This window comes from Natronospirillum operosum (assembly GCF_004768465.1).
Taxonomy (GTDB): Bacteria; Pseudomonadota; Gammaproteobacteria; order Pseudomonadales; family Natronospirillaceae; genus Natronospirillum; species Natronospirillum operosum.
Genome location: NZ_SRMF01000004.1, coordinates 184,882 through 203,614 on the forward strand (window position 1 = coordinate 184,882; position 18,733 = coordinate 203,614).

Consider the following 18,733-nt stretch of genomic DNA (forward strand, 5'->3'; position numbering starts at 1 on the left):
TAAGGATTCACAATGAAAACGTTAAAGAACTGGAACCTTGAAAAGAACGATGACACGACAGTCTACCTGAGAGTGGAAGATCGCCATCTGGTCTGCATCAACATTCTGGCAGACACGCTGTTCCGTGTGCGGCTACTAAAAGACGGCACCTGGCGCCTTGACCGCTCATGGACAATCAACCCTGATGGTCAAACCTTCCCGCAGGGCCGTTCACGTGATTCAGTTGCAGGTTTCAGCTGCCCTTCATACCGCCTGACGCAGTCAGAGAACCAGTTGCAGATTGAAACAGGTTCATTGCGGCTTACCATTACGCAGCCATTGCAGTTTACCTGGGAAGCACGAACGGAAAGAGGCTGGGCGCTGGTCACAGAAGACAGACCAACCGGCGCCTACATGCTGGGGGTTCGCACGCATGCCCATTCCCACTTTCTCCGCCGACAGTCCAAAGAAAGGGTATATGGACTGGGCGAGAAAGCCGGGAAGCTGGAACGGTCGAAGCGGCGCTTCGAGATGCGCAGCCTGGACGCCATGGGCTATGACGCAGAGCATACCGACCCGCTCTATAAACACCTGCCCTTTACCATTACCCAAACCGAGTCTGTTGGCAGCTTCAGTATCTTTTACGACACGTTGAACACCTGTGTCTTGGACATCGGGCGGGAGCTGGACAACTACCACGCGCCTTATCGCTCATTCACTGCTGATGATGGTGATCTGGATTACTACTTCCGGTGGTCCCCACGAATCCTCGACCTTGTCAAAAGTCAGCTCGAATTGACTGGCGGTATGGCGTTGCCACCTCGCTGGTCTCTGGGCTATTCGGGTTCGACGATGGCTTACACGGATGCGCCCGACGCACAGAATCAACTCATCGGCTTCTTGCAGAAGCTGGAAGAAGAAGGGATTCCCTGCGACAGCTTCCATCTGTCATCAGGCTACACCTCGATTGAGGATAAACGCTATGTGTTTACCTGGAACAGGGAAAAGATCCCTGATCCGGTAAAGCTGACCGGACAGTTCAATGATGCCGGCGTAAGACTGATTGCCAACATAAAACCCTGTTTGCTGAGAAATCATCCTCATTATCAGGAAGTGGCTCAGAGAAACCTCTTCATCAAGGACAGTGAGTCTGACAACCCGGAGCTTTCCAGCTTCTGGGACGACGAAGGGTCTCATCTCGACTTCACCAATCCCGACACACTTGCCTGGTGGCAAGACAATGTGACTCATGCGTTGCTGGATCAAGGCATTACTTCCACCTGGAATGACAACAACGAATTTGAAGTCTGGGATCATGGCGCTCGCTGCCACGGTTTTGGAAACGAGATCGAGGTCGGTCTGATACGCCCGCTGCATTCATTGTTGATGGTCCATGCCTCCTGGGAGGCACAGTCACACTACAGCCCCCAAACCAGGCCGTATCTGGTTACACGTTCGGGATGCGCTGGCCTGCAACAGTTCGCACAGACCTGGACCGGTGACAACAGAACCAACTGGGAAAGCCTGCGCTGGAACATCCGCATGGGGCTGGGTCTGTCTCTTTCCGGCATCTACAACATTGGGCATGACGTCGGGGGATTTGCGGGCCCGCAACCAGGACCGGAACTTTTGCTGCGCTGGGTCCAGAACGGCATATTCCATCCCAGATTCACCATTCACAGCTGGAATGATGACGGGTCAGTCACCGAGCCGTGGACGCATCCCGGTGTCGTCCGGGAGATACGAGCTGCCATCCGATTCCGCTATCGTCTGTTGCCGTATCTCTATACCTGTCTCTGGCAGGCGGTGAACCACAAGGAACCCATACTGCGACCGACGTTTCTGGACCATGAAAGTGACCCGCGGACCTACGATGACACCGACGACTTCCTGTTGGGGAGGGATCTGCTGGTAGCCTCGGTGGTCGAGGAAGGGGCGATTACGCGTGTTGTCTACCTGCCGGACAATGGCTCGGGCTGGTGGGATTTCTGGACCGGTCAATGGCACAGCCCGGGCACTCGGGTTGAACAATCGGTATCACTGGAAGACATGCCGTTATTCGTGCGAGCAGGGTCGATCCTGCCCCTGGCCGATGAGGCAGAAAAAGCGACGCCGGAGGCTGAAGTTGGTCGGACACTAATGCTGTTCCCGGCACCCGGGTCGTTTTCAAGCACCTCAATGATCTTTGATGACGATGGCGAGTCTCGAGACGGACCACAGTGCATCACGGAATTGCAGCTCAGCGGGGATGATCAAGGCCTGGAACTCAACCTGACCCATACTGGCGACATGCCATTTCCGTTCTCCCAACTCAAGGTATCTCTGCCCGCTGGCGAGCGCAGGCCATTGAGCTGCAAAGGTCAATTGATCAAGAAGGGCGGGCTGATAACGGTCAGGGAGGGCTCATGAACGAAGGTAGCACGCAGTTGAAGCCACGCTGGTTGCACATTGGTTTTGGCGCTTTCGCGCGGGCGCACACAATGGCTGCGCTGGATCGAAGCAACAAGGAAGGCGCCTCTGATTGGGGTGCAGTGGTCGCCCGCCTGAACTCCGGTGCCGACCAACTGGATGCTCTGGAACAAGCCGGATTCGAATATAACGTGGCGGAAGTCGATGACTCGGGCACAGCGGTGCAGACGGTAAAAGCAGTCGTTGGCACCTGTCACCCCGCACGCGACGGAAAAGACGCACTGAACGACCTGATAGCGTCACCCGAGTTGTCACTGATTACATTGACCATCACCGAGAAGGGCTATAGAGACGGCCCCGCCATGACGGCATTGTGCAGCGGTCTATCAAAACGCAAGCAGAATGGAGAAGCGGGGCTGACCATTCTGTCATGCGACAACCTTTCAGAAAACGGCGAACTGACTCGGCAGGCGGTGTTGGATAAAGCGTCCGCCGACGACTCGGAACTGGCTGGCTGGATCGAGAAAGAGTGTCGCTTCCCATCTTCCATGGTCGATCGGATCGTGCCTGCCATGACGGCAGAGAGCCACAACAAGCTGGAGGCCTTGTTGGGCAAGAGAGACTCCAACGGCGTAATCTGTGAACCATTTTTCCAATGGGTGGTAGAAGACAACTTCCTCGACGCCAGGCCGCCTCTGGAATTGGCCGGTGTACAGTGGGTAGATGATATTCGTCCGTGGGAATCGATGAAACTGAGAATGCTGAATGGGAGCCATACCTTTTTGGCTCTGCTGGGGCGGATCTCCGGCCACCGAACGATTGATGCCTGTATGGCCGACCCGGTTTTTTCAGATGCCGTTCATCGGTTGATGTTGCTCGAGTCGGCACCCACCCTGCCTGCACTGCCCGGTGCTGATCTGCCGGCATATGCCCAGCGCTTGCTTGAAAGGTTCAGCAACTCGGAACTCAAGCATCGCACGGAACAGATTGCGACCGACACCAGTCAGAAGCTTCCCCAGCGATTGCTGGAGTCGATAGCGGCCAATATTGACGCCCAAAGGGATTGGCAACTATCGGCCCTGGCCGTCGCGGCATGGGGTGTCTGGCTACTGGGGCGGGATGACAACCAGGAAACCCTGCCCCTGTCCGACCCTCTTGAGCAGGACCTCGAGGCACTTGCAGAGACAACTGGTGAGCAGGGATTCATGGAAGCCCTTGTAGGCCTGGATTCCGTTTTCCCCCCGGCCCTGGCGGACAACCCCAGCTTCCGTGCCGGGGTAACAAACGCCTACACAAGAATTCGGACGCTCGGTGCAAAAGGCGCCATTTCTGAAACATTGAACCGGAAGGCATCCCTATGACCAATTTTCTTCACTCTGACTTCCTGCTGGACACCGAGGCTGCGCAACGCCTGTATCACGACGTCGCTTCGGACCTGCCGATCATCGACTACCACAACCACTTGCCTCCGGAGGAAGTGGCTCAGAACCGCTCCTGGGACAACCTGGGGGATCTATGGCTCAGCCATGACCATTACAAATGGAGAGTGATGCGCTGGGCGGGTGTTCCCGAGTCTCACATCACCGGCTCTGCAACAGACAAGGAAAAATTTCTGGCGTTCGCCGAGATTCTGCCCAAAACCCTCGGCAACCCCATGTACCATTGGAGCCACCTTGAACTCTGGCGCTACTTTGGAGAAGAGGGCAGGCTGATAAGCAAGGATACAGCAGAGGGTATCTGGGAAACCACTCAGGAAAAGCTGAGCCAGCCAGATTTTCGAGCCCAGGGTCTGTTGGAGAAGATGAAGGTCGAGCTTATTGGCACGACCGATGATCCACTCGACAGCCTTGAACACCACCAGACGTTTGCCGCGCAAAAGCAGGATGGGCTTCTGATGGTCCCGACCTTTCGTCCGGATCGCGCGCTGGCGATAGAAGGGGCGGATTTCAGTACCTACATTGAAAAGCTCGAAACCCTGACCGGACAGTCGACCCAAACGTTTGAAGGGCTGGTTGGTGCCCTGCTGAATCGGCTGGAACACTTTATAGAGCACGGTTGTCGTGCTGCAGACCATGGCATTGGCGAGCTGGGCCCGGCCGACGAACTGAGTGCACATCAGCTTGATGCCATTCTGGAAAAGGGCCGCAGTGGCAAGGTAGTGGCGCCGAGAGAAGCAGAAAGCTTTCGCATGGCAGTATTGCAAGAGCTTGGCCGAGCCTACGCGCGTGCCGACCTCGTCATGCAGTTGCACATCGGCCCGCTTCGCAACAACAGAACTCGACTGTTTGAGGACGTGGGCGCTGATGCCGGTGCCGACTCCATTCAGGACAAACCCTTCGCCGAGCCGTTGAATCGATTGCTGAACCGTATGGATCGGACCAACCAGCTGCCTCGCACCATTCTCTATGCACTGGATCCGAGCAAGAACCCGATCATTGTCACCACAGCGGGTAATTTCCAAGGCGATGGCATTGCAGGCAAAGTGCAGGCCGGCACAGCGTGGTGGTTCAATGACCAGATCGATGGCATGGAAAACCAGATGAACCATCTGGCCCAAATGGGGTTGCTGTCTACATTCACTGGCATGTTGACGGACAGCCGATCATTTCTGTCTTTTCCACGCCATGAGTATTTCAGACGATTGCTCTGTCGCATCGTCGGCCGCTGGGTTTCAGAGGGTCTGGCACCGAATGACCATGAGCTCCTTGATGGCATGATCGCCGATATCTGTTATCACAATGCGCGTCGTTGGTTCATCTCATGAAAACCTCGAACTCATTTTTGACGTTGGGAGAGACCATGGTGGAGCTCGCCCCGGTAGAAGGCTCGTTGTACAAGCGGGGGTTCGCCGGTGACACACTGAATACCGCCTGGTATCTGCGGGCCTGTCTTCCAGGTGACTGGACAGTTGGCTATGTGACAGCCCTTGGGGACGACCCATTGTCCAGTGAGATGACAGCATTCATTCAGGATCACGGCATCGATACAACGTCCATACGATACGTATCGGGAAAGGCCTGCGGGCTCTATTTGATTGCACTTCAGGAAGGAGAGCGCAGTTTCTCGTATTGGCGGGACAGCTCAGCGGCGCGACAGTTGGTGGACGACCCTGACTGGCTGAAAGCGGCAATAAAAAAAGCCGACAACCTGTTCTTGTCCGGTATTTCCATTGCCATCCTGTCACCTCAGGACAGGGGAACGCTAATGGGCATACTGCAGGACTTTCTGTCGCAGGGTGGTGAAATTTCCTTCGATCCGAACTTCAGGCCAAAACTCTGGGAGAACAAAAAGACCAGTCGTGAGTGGCTTGAAAAATTTGCGGGGTTAAGTACCACTGTTTTGCCAAGCTTTGATGACGAGCGCGACCTGTTCGGAGATGCCAGTCCTGCAGATACCTGCATCAGATACCGGGACCTCGGCATCAGGGAAGTTGTGGTCAAAAACAGCAGCCAGCCGGTTACCTATTGCCGGAGCGACAATATTCATGTGATGCCAATATCGGATGTTGCTCGACCAAAAGACTCTACCGGCGCCGGTGACAGCTTCAACGGTGCTTATCTGGCCTCGGTAGCTCTGGGGCACTCGCAAGAGCAAGCGATCAAAAATGCCATCTCCCTCTCTGCGCAGGTAATCAATACTGAGGGGGCCTTGATGCCAATGTCCGAGGTCCGAACATCCAGTTGGAGCGGGTCGTTGGTGTAATGACAACCCTGTGAAAACACCCAAACAGGGAGAAATGATGTACTTTCGAGACTATCAAATCCATGTTTTTGACTGTGACGGTGTGGTACTCAACTCGAACAAGATAAAGACCGAAGCCTTTTATCAGGCTGCGTTGCCGTATGGCGAAACCGCGGCTCGCAGACTGGTGGAATATCACACCTCAAACGGCGGGATGTCTCGCTACAAGAAGTTTGCGCATTTTCTTGACGAAATAGTACCTGTTGCCGCACCTGGCCGTACTGGCCCTTCATTTGAGTCGCTTCTGAAACGCTATGCTGATGGTGCTCGTGAAGGGCTGATGACGTGCGAAGTGGCGCCCGGCCTGCAACAGCTCCGTGACCAGGCACCCAATGCCAAATGGTTGATCGTATCCGCCGGAGACCAGGACGAGCTCAGGGAAATATTTGCCGTGCGAGGGCTGGCAGATCTTTTCGATGGCGGCATTTATGGCAGCCCCAGAACCAAGATTGAAATCTTGGAGCACGCATTGGGTGACGGGCCATTCAAACGCTCAGGCTTGCTAATAGGTGATAGCAAATATGACTATGAGGCCGCGATGTTCGCTGGCCTCGACTTCGTCTTCCTCAGTGACTGGACTGAGGTCAACGGGTGGCAGGAATGGGCAGACGAAAACTCCATATCAGTGCGGAAAGCCCTGAAGGAATTGCTGTTTGATCCAGTTTGAAGGGACGATCTTGCAAACCTGGGCCTGTCAGATCGATACCGAGTCATCCTTCTCCCTTGCCTCACGCCCCCAGCATCGGCAGGTGCTTCACGCGGTGATACTGCAGCGCCATTGAAATGCAGTGCTTCAGTGGGCCAACTGGCATCTCGCCGCTGATCGGCAGGACTATGGCCCGATTCCCCTCAAACTCGAACAGGTCCCGGTAGAGTTCCCTGAAAGTCTCGACCAGCCGGGTCTGGCAGTGGCAGTACAGGTAGCACCGGTCAGGGGTATCCGGCTGCCAGTGGATACGCATCGTACTGCCGGAGCTCGTCACATAACTTGGCTGGCCCCATTTCAGAGTCTCCCTGAACCCGGTGACCTCTGCGCTCTCTGCGGCTGTTTCGAAGATCAGTTCGCGCAGGTGGAGCAGGGCAGTGCGCGCCTCATGCGGGCAGGCGTTGATTTTCTCCAGCGCCGCTGTGTCGGCCTGTGCCTTGTCGGCCAATGTGTCCGGGTTACGCGTCATCCGTGCCTCCGGCTACGCCCACGCAGATCTTGAACTGAACGCTTTCCGGGGCCATGTTTCGCAGGTCGTAAATTTCCAGATCCGTGTCATAGCGTCGTCGTGCCTTGAGTGTATCGTCGGCCCAGATTCTCTGCCAGCAGGCCAGGCCGACTTTCGAGAACGGGCCCTGCTCTGTGGTGAACTCGGCATAGGTTGCAGCAGGAATCTCCCCCCGGAAGAACGCTTCCGGGATGCCTTCGAAGGTGCTCACTTCGGTTCCGATCACAAAGCGATAGCGCCCGTTCTCATCGGATTCTATATCGGTATAGGCTGCGACCAGGGTGACGTCATCTACCCGGTTGGGTATCTGCGCCAGGATGTCCTCGGAAAAGAAGCGGCTCCAGAGCGCAGGGATCTTTCCTTCACCGCTGAACTCCTGTTCGTTGGATGTGAACACATCAATGCCGGCAATCAACATGCTTTCTCGAGCCACAATGGGGTAGTTCATCCGTTCCTCTCCTGTTTCGAGTCGTAGAGGAAGGGTATTCACCAGTGGGTTCGAGAACTTGACCCTATGTGCTGTTTCGGCCGCGTCGAGCAGCGCTACTTGATGGAGATATAGATCTCCGATACGGGCCCACCCGGGCCGTGGAAGCGTTCATCGAAGTGGTCGAAGTCATCGCTATCGCCGTGCTCGTAGCCGGTTTCCGCAAACCAGCGTCCGTAGATGTACTTCCACCCGGCGACAATCCGCTCCGTGGTGTTGCCGGGTAGGGTGAACTGCATATAGTCCCCGGCGGGCAGGGTATGGCTGACGTAGCCTTCGGGTGAGGTAGTGCCGGGCTAGGTAAAGGCACCCACCAGAAAATCGAAATTCTCCTCGAGGTCCCACCCGGTGTAGATGCCATTGGCGGTGCCGTATTGCAGCGGGGAGGGAATGAGATCGAAGCGGTTGCTGCGCGTTGCCTCGGCCCAGAATGCAGGGATGTCGGTGTAACTGCGCTCCTGCTGCATGGTGGTGCGGTATCGCCTGCCGACAAAGTGCATCTCCTTGCGTACTACCTTTTGCCAGGTGATGCCATGTGCCTCGTAGTAGGGGCGCCTGCTGTCAGTGGCCATGTTGATGCGGTCAAAGTGGAGGTGCTGGTTCAGCCGGCGATAGTCCGAGGGCACGGCCCCGAACTCCCGCTTGAACTCGCGCAGAAAGCTCTCGGGGGTTTCATACTGATACTTGAACGCCACGTCGATGACTTTGTGCCGGGTTGTCAGCAACTCGCGCGCGGCCTCCGAGAGGCGTCGCCGGCGAATGTAGGAATAGAGCGAACTCCCAGTCATCGACCTGAAAATCCGCTGAAAGTGCCACTTGGAACTGAAGATCTGCTCCGATACGTCCTGCACGGTGATCGGCTGCGTGAGGTTCTGCTCCATGTACTGGATAGCGCGTTCGATCTTTTCGATGTAGTCCATCTTCGGCTCCCGTTGCAGGCCGGTTTGGCAAAGGGATCGGTTAAAGGAACCTTTGTGTTTCAACGCCGATGTGTGTTCGGAGCACCGCACAGCGGCAGATAACCGGCTTCAATAGTGGTACCTGCAGGAGATTATCGTGACGGAGGAGTCATCCACTGCATAGACCAGGCGGTTGGTCTCGTCGATGCGCCGCGACCAGAACCCAGCCAGGTTCTCTTTAAGCGGCTCCGGTTTGCCAATACCCTCGAACGGAGATCGCTTCACGTCAGCGATTAACCTGTTGATGCGCTTCAGAGTCTTTTTGTCCTGACTTGGCCAATAGATATAGTTATTCCATGACTCGTCAGTCCAGCAGAGCAACCGACTACTCGTCTTCATCTATCAACTCATGCTCGACGACCTTTCCAGCCCTGTATTGTGCAATTGACTCATTCAGGTGCTGAGCATTGGCGGGGGAGCGCAACAGATGAACCGTCTCCATAAGGCTATTGTAATATTCAAGAGACATCACCACGGCATCCTCAGAGTCGCGCCGTGTAATCACCGTGGTATCGGCATCGTTGACCACGCCGTCAAGAACCGCTTTAAGGCCATTGCGAGCTTCCGTGAAAGAAACTATTTTCATGAAACACCTCTTGTACATGTCATTGTACAAGTATAGCCCAGACAGACAATCTGTACAGTATATAAGACATGTTTTTCTGCCCGCCGGATGCTGTGGTCAGACACTAGTTGTCCGAATGAAACCCAATGAGATTGCCTTCAGTATCCTTAACAAGTGCGCAGAAGCCGTGTTCACCGATGGATGTCTTTTCCTGTACTACACTGCCACCATTTTCTGCGGCTCGACTGGCCTGCACTGCACAGTCATCACAGCCAAAATAGACCAGAGTGCCGCTACCGCCGGGAGCAAAGCCTTCCATCTTGACCAGCATGCCGCCTGCACCGTAGCTGCTCATTCCGGTCTCTTGGTCGAAGGGAAAGATCCACATATCCATCTCTGTCTCAGGCGTCGGATTGGGCATATGCTCGAGCCCGGCTCCAAGCACAGCCTCATAGAACGTTTTGGCGCGCTCCATGTCCTGCACGTAAATCTCGAAATGAACCACTGGGTTGTTTTTCATTGAGTTTCTCCTGCAGTGGGGTTGAGAGGATGTCTAACTCAGCTTTGTGGGGTGCTATTGGTCCATGCAAATCACTATACAATGAAGTACCGATTGGTGGCCATTATGCGCACGTTCCTGGTTGAATTGACCGACGGCGTGTGTAACAGGCGCATATCCATCAAATAGACATCTCCTGGGCCGCCTGCCATCTCTGTTATTGAAAGCTCGATACCTCCCACCTTCGTACTGTGGTTGTTGCCGTGGCCCGTGAGCATGGAGATACCTTGCTTTGCTTGGGACTGGTTTTTCAGTCGATGTGAGCCAGCCAGCGCCAACGTGGCCCCACCTTTGGGGGATACCTTGTCCAGAAGGATGAAAGCTTGAACTCCTGGAATGCCCTTCAACTGAGATTGTGAAACATCACGATGCCAGTTCAATCCCTCCAGAGTCCATTCGACTTTATGAGGCAATGAAATGAGCAACTGGGTACCCTGGCCTGACAAAGGTGAGTCAGCCAACACACACATGGCAGAATGAAGCTCCTTTGAAATGAGCTTCTCATTCAGGTCTGGGTGACTTATCAACTGGCCCAATCTGGCAGTTTGCTGAAAAACCGGTACACCTTGCAGCTTTTTGGACTGCGCTCTTCCCGCCGACCAGATATTCAGCCTTTTCAGTTCATTGAGCACATGGGTCTTGAAGGGCTGAACCACATTCTTGCCGACAGCGCCCGGCATATAGAGAAAACCTTGCTCTTGAAACCATCGGTGTTGCTCTGGTGTCATTGGTCGGCTCGCTTTTGTCTTTTTGGGCGTGCTGGACGGGTCGTTGTAGCTTGGGTGCTGCGAGCACCACCCGCATTGATTGAGCAATCCGTCGGCGCAATCGGGCAACTGCAGCAGGCAAAATGGCCTATGCTTGGTAGTCTGTCATTCGTCACGCGAGGAGCAACCCATGCAGCCCATCAAGACTCGTGCCGCCGTGGCCTGGGGCCCAGGCCAGCCGTTGTCGATTGAAGAAGTGGATCTGATGCCGCCACAGCAGGGCGAAGTCCTGGTGCGGATCGTGGCCAGCGGTGTCTGCCATACGGATGCCTATACGCTGTCGGGTGATGATCCGGAAGGGCTGTTTCCGGTGATCCTCGGCCATGAAGGCGGGGGCATTGTGGAAGCCGTTGGTGACGGCGTCACCTCCGTTGCCGTGGGTGATCATGTGATACCGCTCTACACCCCGGAGTGCGGCCAGTGCAAGTTCTGTCTGTCCGGCAAGACCAACCTGTGTCAGGCCATTCGAGCCACGCAGGGCAAGGGTGTAATGCCGGACGGTACCAGCCGTTTTTCCAAGGACGGCAAGCCGCTGTATCACTATATGGGCACGTCGACCTTTTCCGAGTACACGGTGCTGCCGGAAATCTCACTGGCCAAGATCAACAAGAGCGCACCGCTGGAAAAGGTCTGCCTGCTGGGCTGTGGCGTGACCACCGGCATGGGTGCCGTCATGAACACCGCCAAAGTCCAGCCGGGTGATACCGTGGCGGTGTTTGGTCTGGGCGGCATCGGTCTGTCGGCCATCATTGGTGCCGTCATGGCCGGGGCCAGCCGCATCATCGCCATCGATATCAACGAGAGCAAGTTCCCCATTGCCACACAACTGGGCGCTACCGATGTGGTCAACCCCAGTGACCATGACAAACCGATTCAGGACGTGGTCATCGAGATGACCGACGGCGGCGTCGACTTCTCCTTCGAGTGCATCGGCAATGTGCATGTGATGCGCTCAGCGCTGGAGTGCTGTCACAAGGGCTGGGGTGAATCGGTGATTATCGGGGTCGCGGGTGCCGGTCAGGAAATTTCCACCCGTCCTTTCCAGTTGGTGACCGGCCGGGTCTGGCGGGGTACGGCGTTTGGTGGCGTGAAAGGGCGCTCCGAATTGCCGGACTATGTCGAGCGCTATCTGGCCGGGGAGTTCGAACTGGATACCTTCATCACGCATACCCTGCCGCTGGAGCGCATTAATGAGGCCTTTGACCTGATGCACGAGGGCAAATCCATCCGTACCGTCATTCATTTCTGAGAGGACTGCATGCACACTCTGGAGAAAATCAGCGATCAACGCCTGTTTGCCGGCCGTCAGATCCGCTACGCGCACGATTCCGCAGTACTGAACTGCCGCATGCAGTTCTCCGTCTACCTGCCGCCGCAGAGTGAGCAGCAACCGGTGCCGGCGCTGTACTGGCTGTCGGGCCTCACCTGCACGGACGAAAACTTTTCCGCCAAGTCCGGGGCCCAGCGTGTGGCAGCAGAGCTGGGGCTGGCCCTGGTCATACCGGATACCAGTCCGCGCGGGGAGGGCGTGCCGGATGACCCGGAAGGGGCGTACGACTTTGGCCTGGGAGCCGGCTTTTATGTCAATGCCACCCAGGCGCCTTACCAGGATCACTACCAGATGTACGATTACATCAGCCGGGAACTCCCGGCTCTGGCAGAAGCGGATCTGCCCATCTCGACGCAACGTGCGATATTCGGCCACTCCATGGGGGGGCATGGTGCCCTGGTCATGGCCTTGCGCGAGCCGTACCGCTACCGCTCGGTCTCTGCCTTTGCGCCCATCTGCAACCCGGTCAACTGCCCCTGGGGTCGCAAGGCATTGGCGGGCTATCTGGGCAACGATGAAAGCCAGTGGCAGGACTATGATGCCTCGATGCTGCTGGCAAAGCGGAAAGCGGCCGTGCCGATACTGGTAGATCAGGGCGATGCCGACCAGTTCCTGGCCGAGCAACTGAAACCCGATACCCTGCAAGCGGCCGGCACGGTGAGCGGCTCGGCACTGGAACTGCGCATGCAGCCCGGCTATGACCACAGCTACTACTTCGTTGCCACATTTATTGAAGAGCACTTGCGCTTTCATGCCCGTTATCTGCTGCCTTGAGGCTGACAGCAGTCAGTGCATCTTGCCGGTATTCTCGGGCCCGCAGACAGCGGGCTTACGCCGCCCGAAGAATGGGGGCTGGCCTATTCTTCTCGTATAGATGGGCTGTCGAGTGAAACTAGGTGCGGAGAAAAGACAGCATCTCATCGAACAGCTCGGTCGGCTTTTCCTCTATAACCAGATGGCCGGCGTCATCAACCACCCGCAGGGTTGAGCCGGGTATCAGGCTCTCGAGTTCCTGCCCCTTGGCCAGAGGAACCCAGGAGTCTTCCCGTCCCCATAGAATCAATACCGGCACTGACACCTGGGCATACAACCTCTGCACCTCATCGGTATAGCGCTGGTTTGCCTGGGCAATCTGCCGGTAAAACGCGGGCTTACCCTCTTCGCCGGTCCAGGGCCTGACAATGCCTTCGAGTGTCTGTTCATCCAGTTCCCTGAAAGCAGCCGTCTGCACGTAGGCACGAACTATCGCTTCATGAATATAGTCCGGAATACCGGAAAATGCTGCCTCGTGCTCATTTACGTGCCGGAAAAAAGGCGACCCCCAGGGCGCTATCGCCACCGGGTCGATCAGGACCATCTTCTCGAATCGACGGCCATTCAGCAGGTGAGTCCGCAGGCTTGTGGCACCACCAAAGTCATGACCCACGATAATCGGGTTCTCCAGCCCCCAGTGATCAAGCAGCTGATTCAGAACCTCGTTCTGGATACCCAGCGATACATCACCAGGCTGCTTGCTGGACTGCCCGTACCCGAGAAGATCATGGAAATAAACCGTGTAGTGCTCTGACAGCTTTCCAATCAAATGACGCAGATTGAAGGATGACCACGGCGTACCATGAACGCAGACAAGGGGCGGGCCATCCCCGACAATGCCATAGCGGACAGATCGGCCCTGATAATCAAAAACCTCTGGCAGTTCCCATGAATCCATAATCCGATCCTCCTGAATTGTGCTCATGAGCGTCTCCTTGAGTAAGCCAATATAGACCATACTTGGCCCATTTTATGGCGGATTCCATAGCCGACAATTGAACACAGCACTGTCTGCTGTCACTCGTCGACCTAGTCTTCTCCAAACAGCTCTTTCAACATGGGCTCGGGGTTGTTCAAAAAGGCCTTCGTCACCTCATAGTGCTCGGTATCCTCATACTTGATCGGATTGATGCCGGTGGAATCTATGAGGTAGATCGAAGCGCCCGGGTAGGCCATGAGGATCGGTGAATGGGTTGCGATGATGAACTGCGACTGTCTCTTGACCAATTGGCGCATGCGACTCAAAACAGCCAACTGCCGAGTGGGCGACAAAGCGGATTCCGGCTCATCCAGTATGTACAGGCCTCTGCCGGAGAAGCGCTCGATCAGCAACGTCAGAAATGACTCGCCATGGGATTGTTGATGTAGTGACAATCCGCCGTAATTGTCTTTTATGGGTGGCGTGTAGACGCTTTCATAACTGGGCGCTTCATCCAGTTCATCGATCTTTGTGGCGACATTGTAGAAGCTTTCAGCGCGCAGAAAATAGCCATCTCTGTGCTTGCTGTATGATCTCGAAAACCTCAGGAATCTGTGCAGATCAGAGTGGGTATCACGCGTGCCAAAGCTGATATTCTTGGAGCCACCTTCGGCATTGAACCCCATGCCGATGGCAATTGCTTCCAGCAGGGTCGACTTTCCGCTCCCGTTTTCGCCAACGAATATCGTTACTCCTTCTCCGAATTCGACCAGATCCAGCTCCTTGATTGAAGGTATGGAAAACGGATAGTCGGCGAAAGAGTCTATATCATTTCGCTTGAGTTCAATGGACTTCAGATAGGGCAACGGATTCATATCTCAGCCACTCGCGCGTCTGCTCTGAGCTGAGGGGAGCGATGCACTGTCGCTGATCTCAAGGCGGCTCGATCTCTGCGGCCCCAGCAGCAGCTTCCCTTGATCATGTATCACCTCTGAACATTGAGCGTTTGCTTCAGTGTCAGTACGATACAAAGAAACTGTATGCATGTACAGTTACGCGTCTCAATGACGCCAAACTCACTGGAAGCTGGGCAGGTCGTTGCTGTCGTTGCTCATGAGCTGCAGCAAGCGAGGATTCAGAAACAGCTTTTCATTGCCCGCAGTCTTCTCCTGCAGGACGCCCACCTCAACCAGTTGCTTGAGGTACACAGAAGCCGTCTGTCGCTTGGCGATGCCCTTGTCGACCAGATTGCCGATTCGGCAGTAGGGCTGCTCAAAAATGACCTGTATCAGCTCATGGCTGTATATTTTCGGAAGCTGCTGCTTGACGTGGGCCTCTGTCATGCCCATAAGTGTTCGCATGGCAGCGATCTTGTTGCAGGTCCAGGAAGATACCTGCGCCACGCCTTTGAGCATGAAGATAATCCATTGTTCCCATTCGCCGGTGCGGGTAACCTGGGTCAGCAGGCGATAATAGTCGTTCTTGTGGGCCACGATATACCGGCTGAGGTACAGGATCGGCAGCGTCAAAAGCTGTTGCTCGATCAGGTAGAGCACATTCATGATCCGCCCGGCGCGGCCGTTGCCATCATGGAAGGGGTGGATGGCTTCAAACTGGTAATGACTGACCGCCATCTTGATCAGCGGGTCGATATCATCCTCGGTGTGCAGAAACTGCTCCCAATTACCGAGCAGGTCCCGAATGACGCCTTCACCGTTTGGCGGCGTGTAAACCGTCTCGCCGGTATCCTGGTTGCCTATGATGGTTCCGGGCACCTTTCGAACGTCCATTTCCACGCCTTTTAGCGTACTGCAGACCTCTATCGCTGTATTCGCGGACAAGGGCCGGCGTTGAAGCTGGAGAAAGCCTTCATAAAGGGCGGTACGGTAGCGAAGGGCTTCCTTGGTGGCGGGATCCGCCCCTTTGACTTCCTGCGCATACTGAAACAGTTTGTCCGTCGTGGTGACAATGTTTTCGATTTCGGAGCTGTCCCTGGCTTCCAGCAAGGGCAACAGGTTGATCAGCAAAGCCTGATCGGGTATGAGCTTTCCCGCCTGCTTCAGTTCGGCCAGCGCGGCCCGTGCCGGGATGCAGGCCTTTAAAATGCCCACTGTTTCCATGGCTTCCTGAACTGGCGGCAGGGCGGGTAACTGGTTGTAAGGTTGATCTGGACACCAGTTCATGTACAAATTCCATTGATTTTTCGACATAGATGGGTTCTGAGAGCAGCCTATGTCGATTGCATCGACATAGCAAGGTTCTATGTCGAAATAGTTCACAAATTTCGACTCTTCTAGCCCAGAAGCCTTCCAGGTGCGTCCATATCCTCAATCAGCAGCCTTTATCCGCTTGGGCCGAATCAATGCACCGCTTCTTGCTTATAGTGGTGGTGGCTATTGTCCATGCAAATCACTATACAATGAAGTACCGATTGGTGGCCATTATGCGCACGTTCCTGGTTGAATTGACCGACGGCGTGTGTAACAGGCGCATATCCATCAAATAGACATCTCCTGGGCCGCCTGCCATCTCTGTTATTGAAAGCTCGATACCTCCCACCTTCGTACTGTGGTTGTTGCCGTGGCCCGTGAGCATGGAGATACCTTGCTTTGCTTGGGACTGGTTTTTCAGTCGATGTGAGCCAGCCAGCGCCAACGTGGCCCCACCTTTGGGGGATACCTTGTCCAGAAGGATGAAAGCTTGAACTCCTGGAATGCCCTTCAACTGAGATTGTGAAACATCACGATGCCAGTTCAATCCCTCCAGAGTCCATTCGACTTTATGAGGCAATGAAATGAGCAACTGGGTACCCTGGCCTGACAAAGGTGAGTCAGCCAACACACACATGGCAGAATGAAGCTCCTTTGAAATGAGCTTCTCATTCAGGTCTGGGTGACTTATCAACTGGCCCAATCTGGCAGTTTGCTGAAAAACCGGTACACCTTGCAGCTTTTTGGACTGCGCTCTTCCCGCCGACCAGATATTCAGCCTTTTCAGTTCATTGAGCACATGGGTCTTGAAGGGCTGAACCACATTCTTGCCGACAGCGCCCGGCATATAGAGAAAACCTTGCTCTTGAAACCATCGTTGTTGCTCTGGTGTCATTGCTCGGCTCGCTTTTGTTTTGCTGCAGTCTATATCTATAACTGCTTTCTGAAAAACACTCGGTTGAAACCGTCTTCGCGCCTACGGCTCACCTCGACGTACCCCATTTTCGGATACATTGATATATTTTCCACCATCGCTTCATTGGTGTAGAGCTCTACGGTTTCACATCCTGTATTCTTGGCGGTGTTTTCGACGTGCTCAATCAAGCGCTTGCCAATACCCCGACCGCTGTACTCTGGCAGCACGGCAACGCTCTCAAGGCTAAACTTGCTGTCCTCCGGGTAGCTCACCACGTAGCCGACCACACGTGATTCGCTTATCGCGACGTCTACACAGCCCTGGGCTATCTGTCTGGCAAAGTCAGCATGCATGGGCGCAGGCTCTTTACCCATACGCTGAACGTACCTTGTATACGCAAGCTGTGCGCACAACTGGATATCTGCCATGTCGGTTTCGAGAGCTGTCCGGATTTCGACTTTCATAACGTGCTTCAGCCCGATCGGCTGGGTGAGAACCTGCTCCATTCACTCGGCCGACAAGATAATGCTGATGCCACGAGACGTGGCTTTTTCAATGATGTCCGGGGTCAGTTCGCGTGGGCCAACTACCAGAACCTCCAGCCCGGCCAGGCGATCCCCTTCTTCTTCCAGATCAAGGGCATGCTCGACTACAAGTGTTGTCAGCTCGCTGTTGGAACCACCGACAACAATGCCAAAATCATTGGAGTGGCCAAGCTGGAAGGCGCCATGAAGATCAGATGCTGTGCGAGATGTGCCCTGAACTCTATAAGACGAGATTGTCATTGAATCAGGCACCGCCCCACGTGAAGGGACATAGAATGCGTAGAATCCTTGTTCGAACTGCCCGAATCCCTCTGCCAGCAAATCTTCCTGGCTGATGGGTGCAACAGTCGCACAGCCCACAAGAAACAGTGACAGCAGTAAAACCTTGATTCCTTTCATATTCTCATCCTCAAGGACTATGAATTCACACAGGGTTCGATCATGACTTGATTAGTTGGATATATAGCACCTTCTGGTGGGCCGGTACATTGGAACATCATTTCTGCGAAAACGTGACTCTGCCAGCACTCCCTTGTCCAGAGCCAGCGCCCCTCTAGTCGTCCACCATCGCGAAGTCCACATGGTAGTGGTCATCGTGCCGTACCCATGACGGATTGACGTTGAATCGCAGGCGGCTCTGGAGCGTACTGCCAGGATCGCTTTCGAATAAGCGTTCTTGCAGGTCTGGAGCAAAGACCACCAGATCTATCCGCAGCCCATGCTCCCTGGCTACGCGGTCCATAACATCCAGATGCGCTGCCATGGAATCAAAATCCACCTGAAGATTACCCGAGCGCCCGTTGCTGTCAAATTGCAACGCATAACCAAACTTGTTGAAGGGGCTTGTTGGCAGCGCAATCGGCTCGCCGTTGTGTGTCACCGGTACCATGAAGTCTACCGAGAGCCCGTTCTGATGTGTTCGGTGTGGTCTGAAGCGGCCGCCCCATGGCCACCCTGTTTCACCATAAACGTACTGAACGCCAGGGGTGCCTTGCTCAAGCTCTGCGTATGCTGCGAGCATCGCGTCGCGCACTCGGCTGTGGACCGCCGTTCTGCCAAGCGTTGAACCCAGCCGTGAATAGGTTTGGAAGTTTGGCCCGGATGACGGGAGACGCTTTCCGTGAATGAGTCGGCCGTCATTCACGGGCCCTATGCTCGTGCTTGGCGTGCTCGACTCGAGCAAGCGGAGAATGTCATTCCCCCAGAAGGCGCAGCCGAAGAGCAATAGCGCGGAGACGGCAGTGATTGCAAGAACGTTCTTCATCGGAAATTGATATTGGTCAGCAAGGAGCCACGCAGGCGTAACCATGATATTGGAAC

At 55.1% G+C, this 18,733-nt stretch carries 21 protein-coding genes and 1 pseudogene; 7 read left to right on the forward strand and 15 right to left on the reverse strand.

Annotation, left to right across the window (positions count from 1 at the left end; all coding sequences use genetic code 11):
• The first annotated feature begins 12 nt into the window (after positions 1–12).
• From E4656_RS12135 to E4656_RS12155, 5 genes are read left to right on the forward strand one after another with little or no spacing between them, the layout of a single operon-like run.
• Positions 13–2,388 carry a glycoside hydrolase family 31 protein gene (locus E4656_RS12135; protein ID WP_135483541.1) on the forward strand — a complete coding sequence of 792 codons (2,376 nt, stop codon included), beginning with the start codon at positions 13–15 and terminating at the stop codon, positions 2,386–2,388.
• Entirely contained in the window at positions 2,385–3,749 is a 1,365-nt protein-coding gene (locus tag E4656_RS12140) for a mannitol dehydrogenase family protein (protein ID WP_135483542.1), read from the forward strand. Before E4656_RS12135 ends, E4656_RS12140 begins: the two co-directional genes overlap by 4 nt.
• Complete coding sequence (gene uxaC, locus E4656_RS12145) at positions 3,746–5,152, forward strand: glucuronate isomerase (protein WP_135483543.1); 1,407 nt, start codon at positions 3,746–3,748, stop codon at positions 5,150–5,152. The genes E4656_RS12140 and uxaC overlap by 4 nt, the downstream gene beginning before the upstream one ends.
• Complete coding sequence (locus E4656_RS12150; protein ID WP_135483544.1) at positions 5,149–6,090, forward strand: sugar kinase; 942 nt, start codon at positions 5,149–5,151, stop codon at positions 6,088–6,090. Before uxaC ends, E4656_RS12150 begins: the two co-directional genes overlap by 4 nt.
• 10 nt (positions 6,091–6,100) lie before the next feature.
• Complete coding sequence (locus E4656_RS12155; protein ID WP_240753974.1) at positions 6,101–6,796, forward strand: HAD family hydrolase; 696 nt, start codon at positions 6,101–6,103, stop codon at positions 6,794–6,796.
• 61 nt (positions 6,797–6,857) lie between these two features.
• On the opposite strand, the gene E4656_RS12160 is transcribed toward E4656_RS12155, so the two are convergent.
• The 8 genes and pseudogenes from E4656_RS12160 to E4656_RS12195 all read right to left on the reverse strand — a co-directional run bounded on the left by E4656_RS12160 (position 6,858) and on the right by E4656_RS12195 (position 10,641).
• Complete coding sequence (locus tag E4656_RS12160) at positions 6,858–7,304, reverse strand: DUF1801 domain-containing protein (RefSeq protein ID WP_135483545.1); 447 nt, start codon at positions 7,302–7,304, stop codon at positions 6,858–6,860.
• Positions 7,294–7,791, reverse strand: coding sequence for a GyrI-like domain-containing protein (locus E4656_RS12165; RefSeq protein ID WP_135483546.1), 498 nt, complete (start codon positions 7,789–7,791; stop codon positions 7,294–7,296). Before E4656_RS12165 ends, E4656_RS12160 begins: the two co-directional genes overlap by 11 nt.
• 95 nt (positions 7,792–7,886) lie before the next feature.
• Positions 7,887–8,105, reverse strand: a pseudogene (locus tag E4656_RS12170) (GyrI-like domain-containing protein); the annotation flags it as partial.
• A gap of 21 nt (positions 8,106–8,126) precedes the next feature.
• Positions 8,127–8,750: a helix-turn-helix domain-containing protein gene (locus E4656_RS12175; RefSeq protein WP_135483548.1), complete on the reverse strand. Its 624-nt coding sequence runs from the start codon at positions 8,748–8,750 to the stop codon at positions 8,127–8,129.
• Between the two features lie 108 nt (positions 8,751–8,858).
• Positions 8,859–9,128 (reverse strand): Txe/YoeB family addiction module toxin, encoded by a 270-nt coding sequence (locus E4656_RS12180; RefSeq protein WP_135483549.1) that lies wholly within the window; start codon positions 9,126–9,128, stop codon positions 8,859–8,861.
• Positions 9,115–9,375, reverse strand: a complete 261-nt coding sequence (locus E4656_RS12185; RefSeq protein ID WP_135483550.1) for a type II toxin-antitoxin system Phd/YefM family antitoxin — start codon at positions 9,373–9,375, stop codon at positions 9,115–9,117. The genes E4656_RS12180 and E4656_RS12185 overlap by 14 nt, the downstream gene beginning before the upstream one ends.
• A 103-nt stretch (positions 9,376–9,478) precedes the next feature.
• Positions 9,479–9,874 carry a VOC family protein gene (locus E4656_RS12190; RefSeq protein WP_135483551.1) on the reverse strand — a complete coding sequence of 132 codons (396 nt, stop codon included), beginning with the start codon at positions 9,872–9,874 and terminating at the stop codon, positions 9,479–9,481.
• Positions 9,875–9,948: 74 nt separating this feature from the next.
• Positions 9,949–10,641: a phytanoyl-CoA dioxygenase family protein gene (locus E4656_RS12195; RefSeq protein ID WP_135483552.1), complete on the reverse strand. Its 693-nt coding sequence runs from the start codon at positions 10,639–10,641 to the stop codon at positions 9,949–9,951.
• A 169-nt stretch (positions 10,642–10,810) separates the two neighbouring features.
• Between E4656_RS12195 and E4656_RS12200 the strand changes: the two genes are divergently transcribed.
• Both E4656_RS12200 and fghA read left to right on the forward strand, forming a co-directional pair.
• On the forward strand, positions 10,811–11,929 hold the full coding sequence (locus tag E4656_RS12200; protein WP_135483553.1) for an S-(hydroxymethyl)glutathione dehydrogenase/class III alcohol dehydrogenase: 1,119 nt from the start codon (positions 10,811–10,813) through the stop codon (positions 11,927–11,929).
• A gap of 9 nt (positions 11,930–11,938) precedes the next feature.
• Complete coding sequence (gene fghA, locus E4656_RS12205; protein ID WP_135483554.1) at positions 11,939–12,784, forward strand: S-formylglutathione hydrolase; 846 nt, start codon at positions 11,939–11,941, stop codon at positions 12,782–12,784.
• A gap of 118 nt (positions 12,785–12,902) precedes the next feature.
• Here the strand turns inward: fghA and E4656_RS12210 are convergent, their stop codons facing one another.
• The 7 genes from E4656_RS12210 to E4656_RS12240 form a co-directional block, all read right to left on the reverse strand.
• On the reverse strand, positions 12,903–13,748 hold the full coding sequence (locus tag E4656_RS12210; RefSeq protein ID WP_240753975.1) for an alpha/beta fold hydrolase: 846 nt from the start codon (positions 13,746–13,748) through the stop codon (positions 12,903–12,905).
• 104 nt (positions 13,749–13,852) lie between these two features.
• Positions 13,853–14,617 carry an AAA family ATPase gene (locus tag E4656_RS12215; RefSeq protein WP_135483555.1) on the reverse strand — a complete coding sequence of 255 codons (765 nt, stop codon included), beginning with the start codon at positions 14,615–14,617 and terminating at the stop codon, positions 13,853–13,855.
• A gap of 201 nt (positions 14,618–14,818) precedes the next feature.
• Positions 14,819–16,021 carry a protein adenylyltransferase Fic gene (gene fic, locus E4656_RS12220; RefSeq protein WP_276605975.1) on the reverse strand — a complete coding sequence of 401 codons (1,203 nt, stop codon included), beginning with the start codon at positions 16,019–16,021 and terminating at the stop codon, positions 14,819–14,821.
• Positions 16,022–16,154: 133 nt separating this feature from the next.
• Positions 16,155–16,847 (reverse strand): phytanoyl-CoA dioxygenase family protein, encoded by a 693-nt coding sequence (locus tag E4656_RS12225; protein WP_135483556.1) that lies wholly within the window; start codon positions 16,845–16,847, stop codon positions 16,155–16,157.
• Between the two features lie 35 nt (positions 16,848–16,882).
• Positions 16,883–17,374: a GNAT family N-acetyltransferase gene (locus E4656_RS12230; protein WP_205849193.1), complete on the reverse strand. Its 492-nt coding sequence runs from the start codon at positions 17,372–17,374 to the stop codon at positions 16,883–16,885.
• Positions 17,375–17,812: a hypothetical protein gene (locus tag E4656_RS12235; RefSeq protein WP_135483557.1), complete on the reverse strand. Its 438-nt coding sequence runs from the start codon at positions 17,810–17,812 to the stop codon at positions 17,375–17,377.
• Between the two features lie 154 nt (positions 17,813–17,966).
• Entirely contained in the window at positions 17,967–18,722 is a 756-nt protein-coding gene (locus E4656_RS12240) for a penicillin-insensitive murein endopeptidase (protein ID WP_240753976.1), read from the reverse strand.
• Positions 18,723–18,733 lie beyond the last annotated feature (11 nt).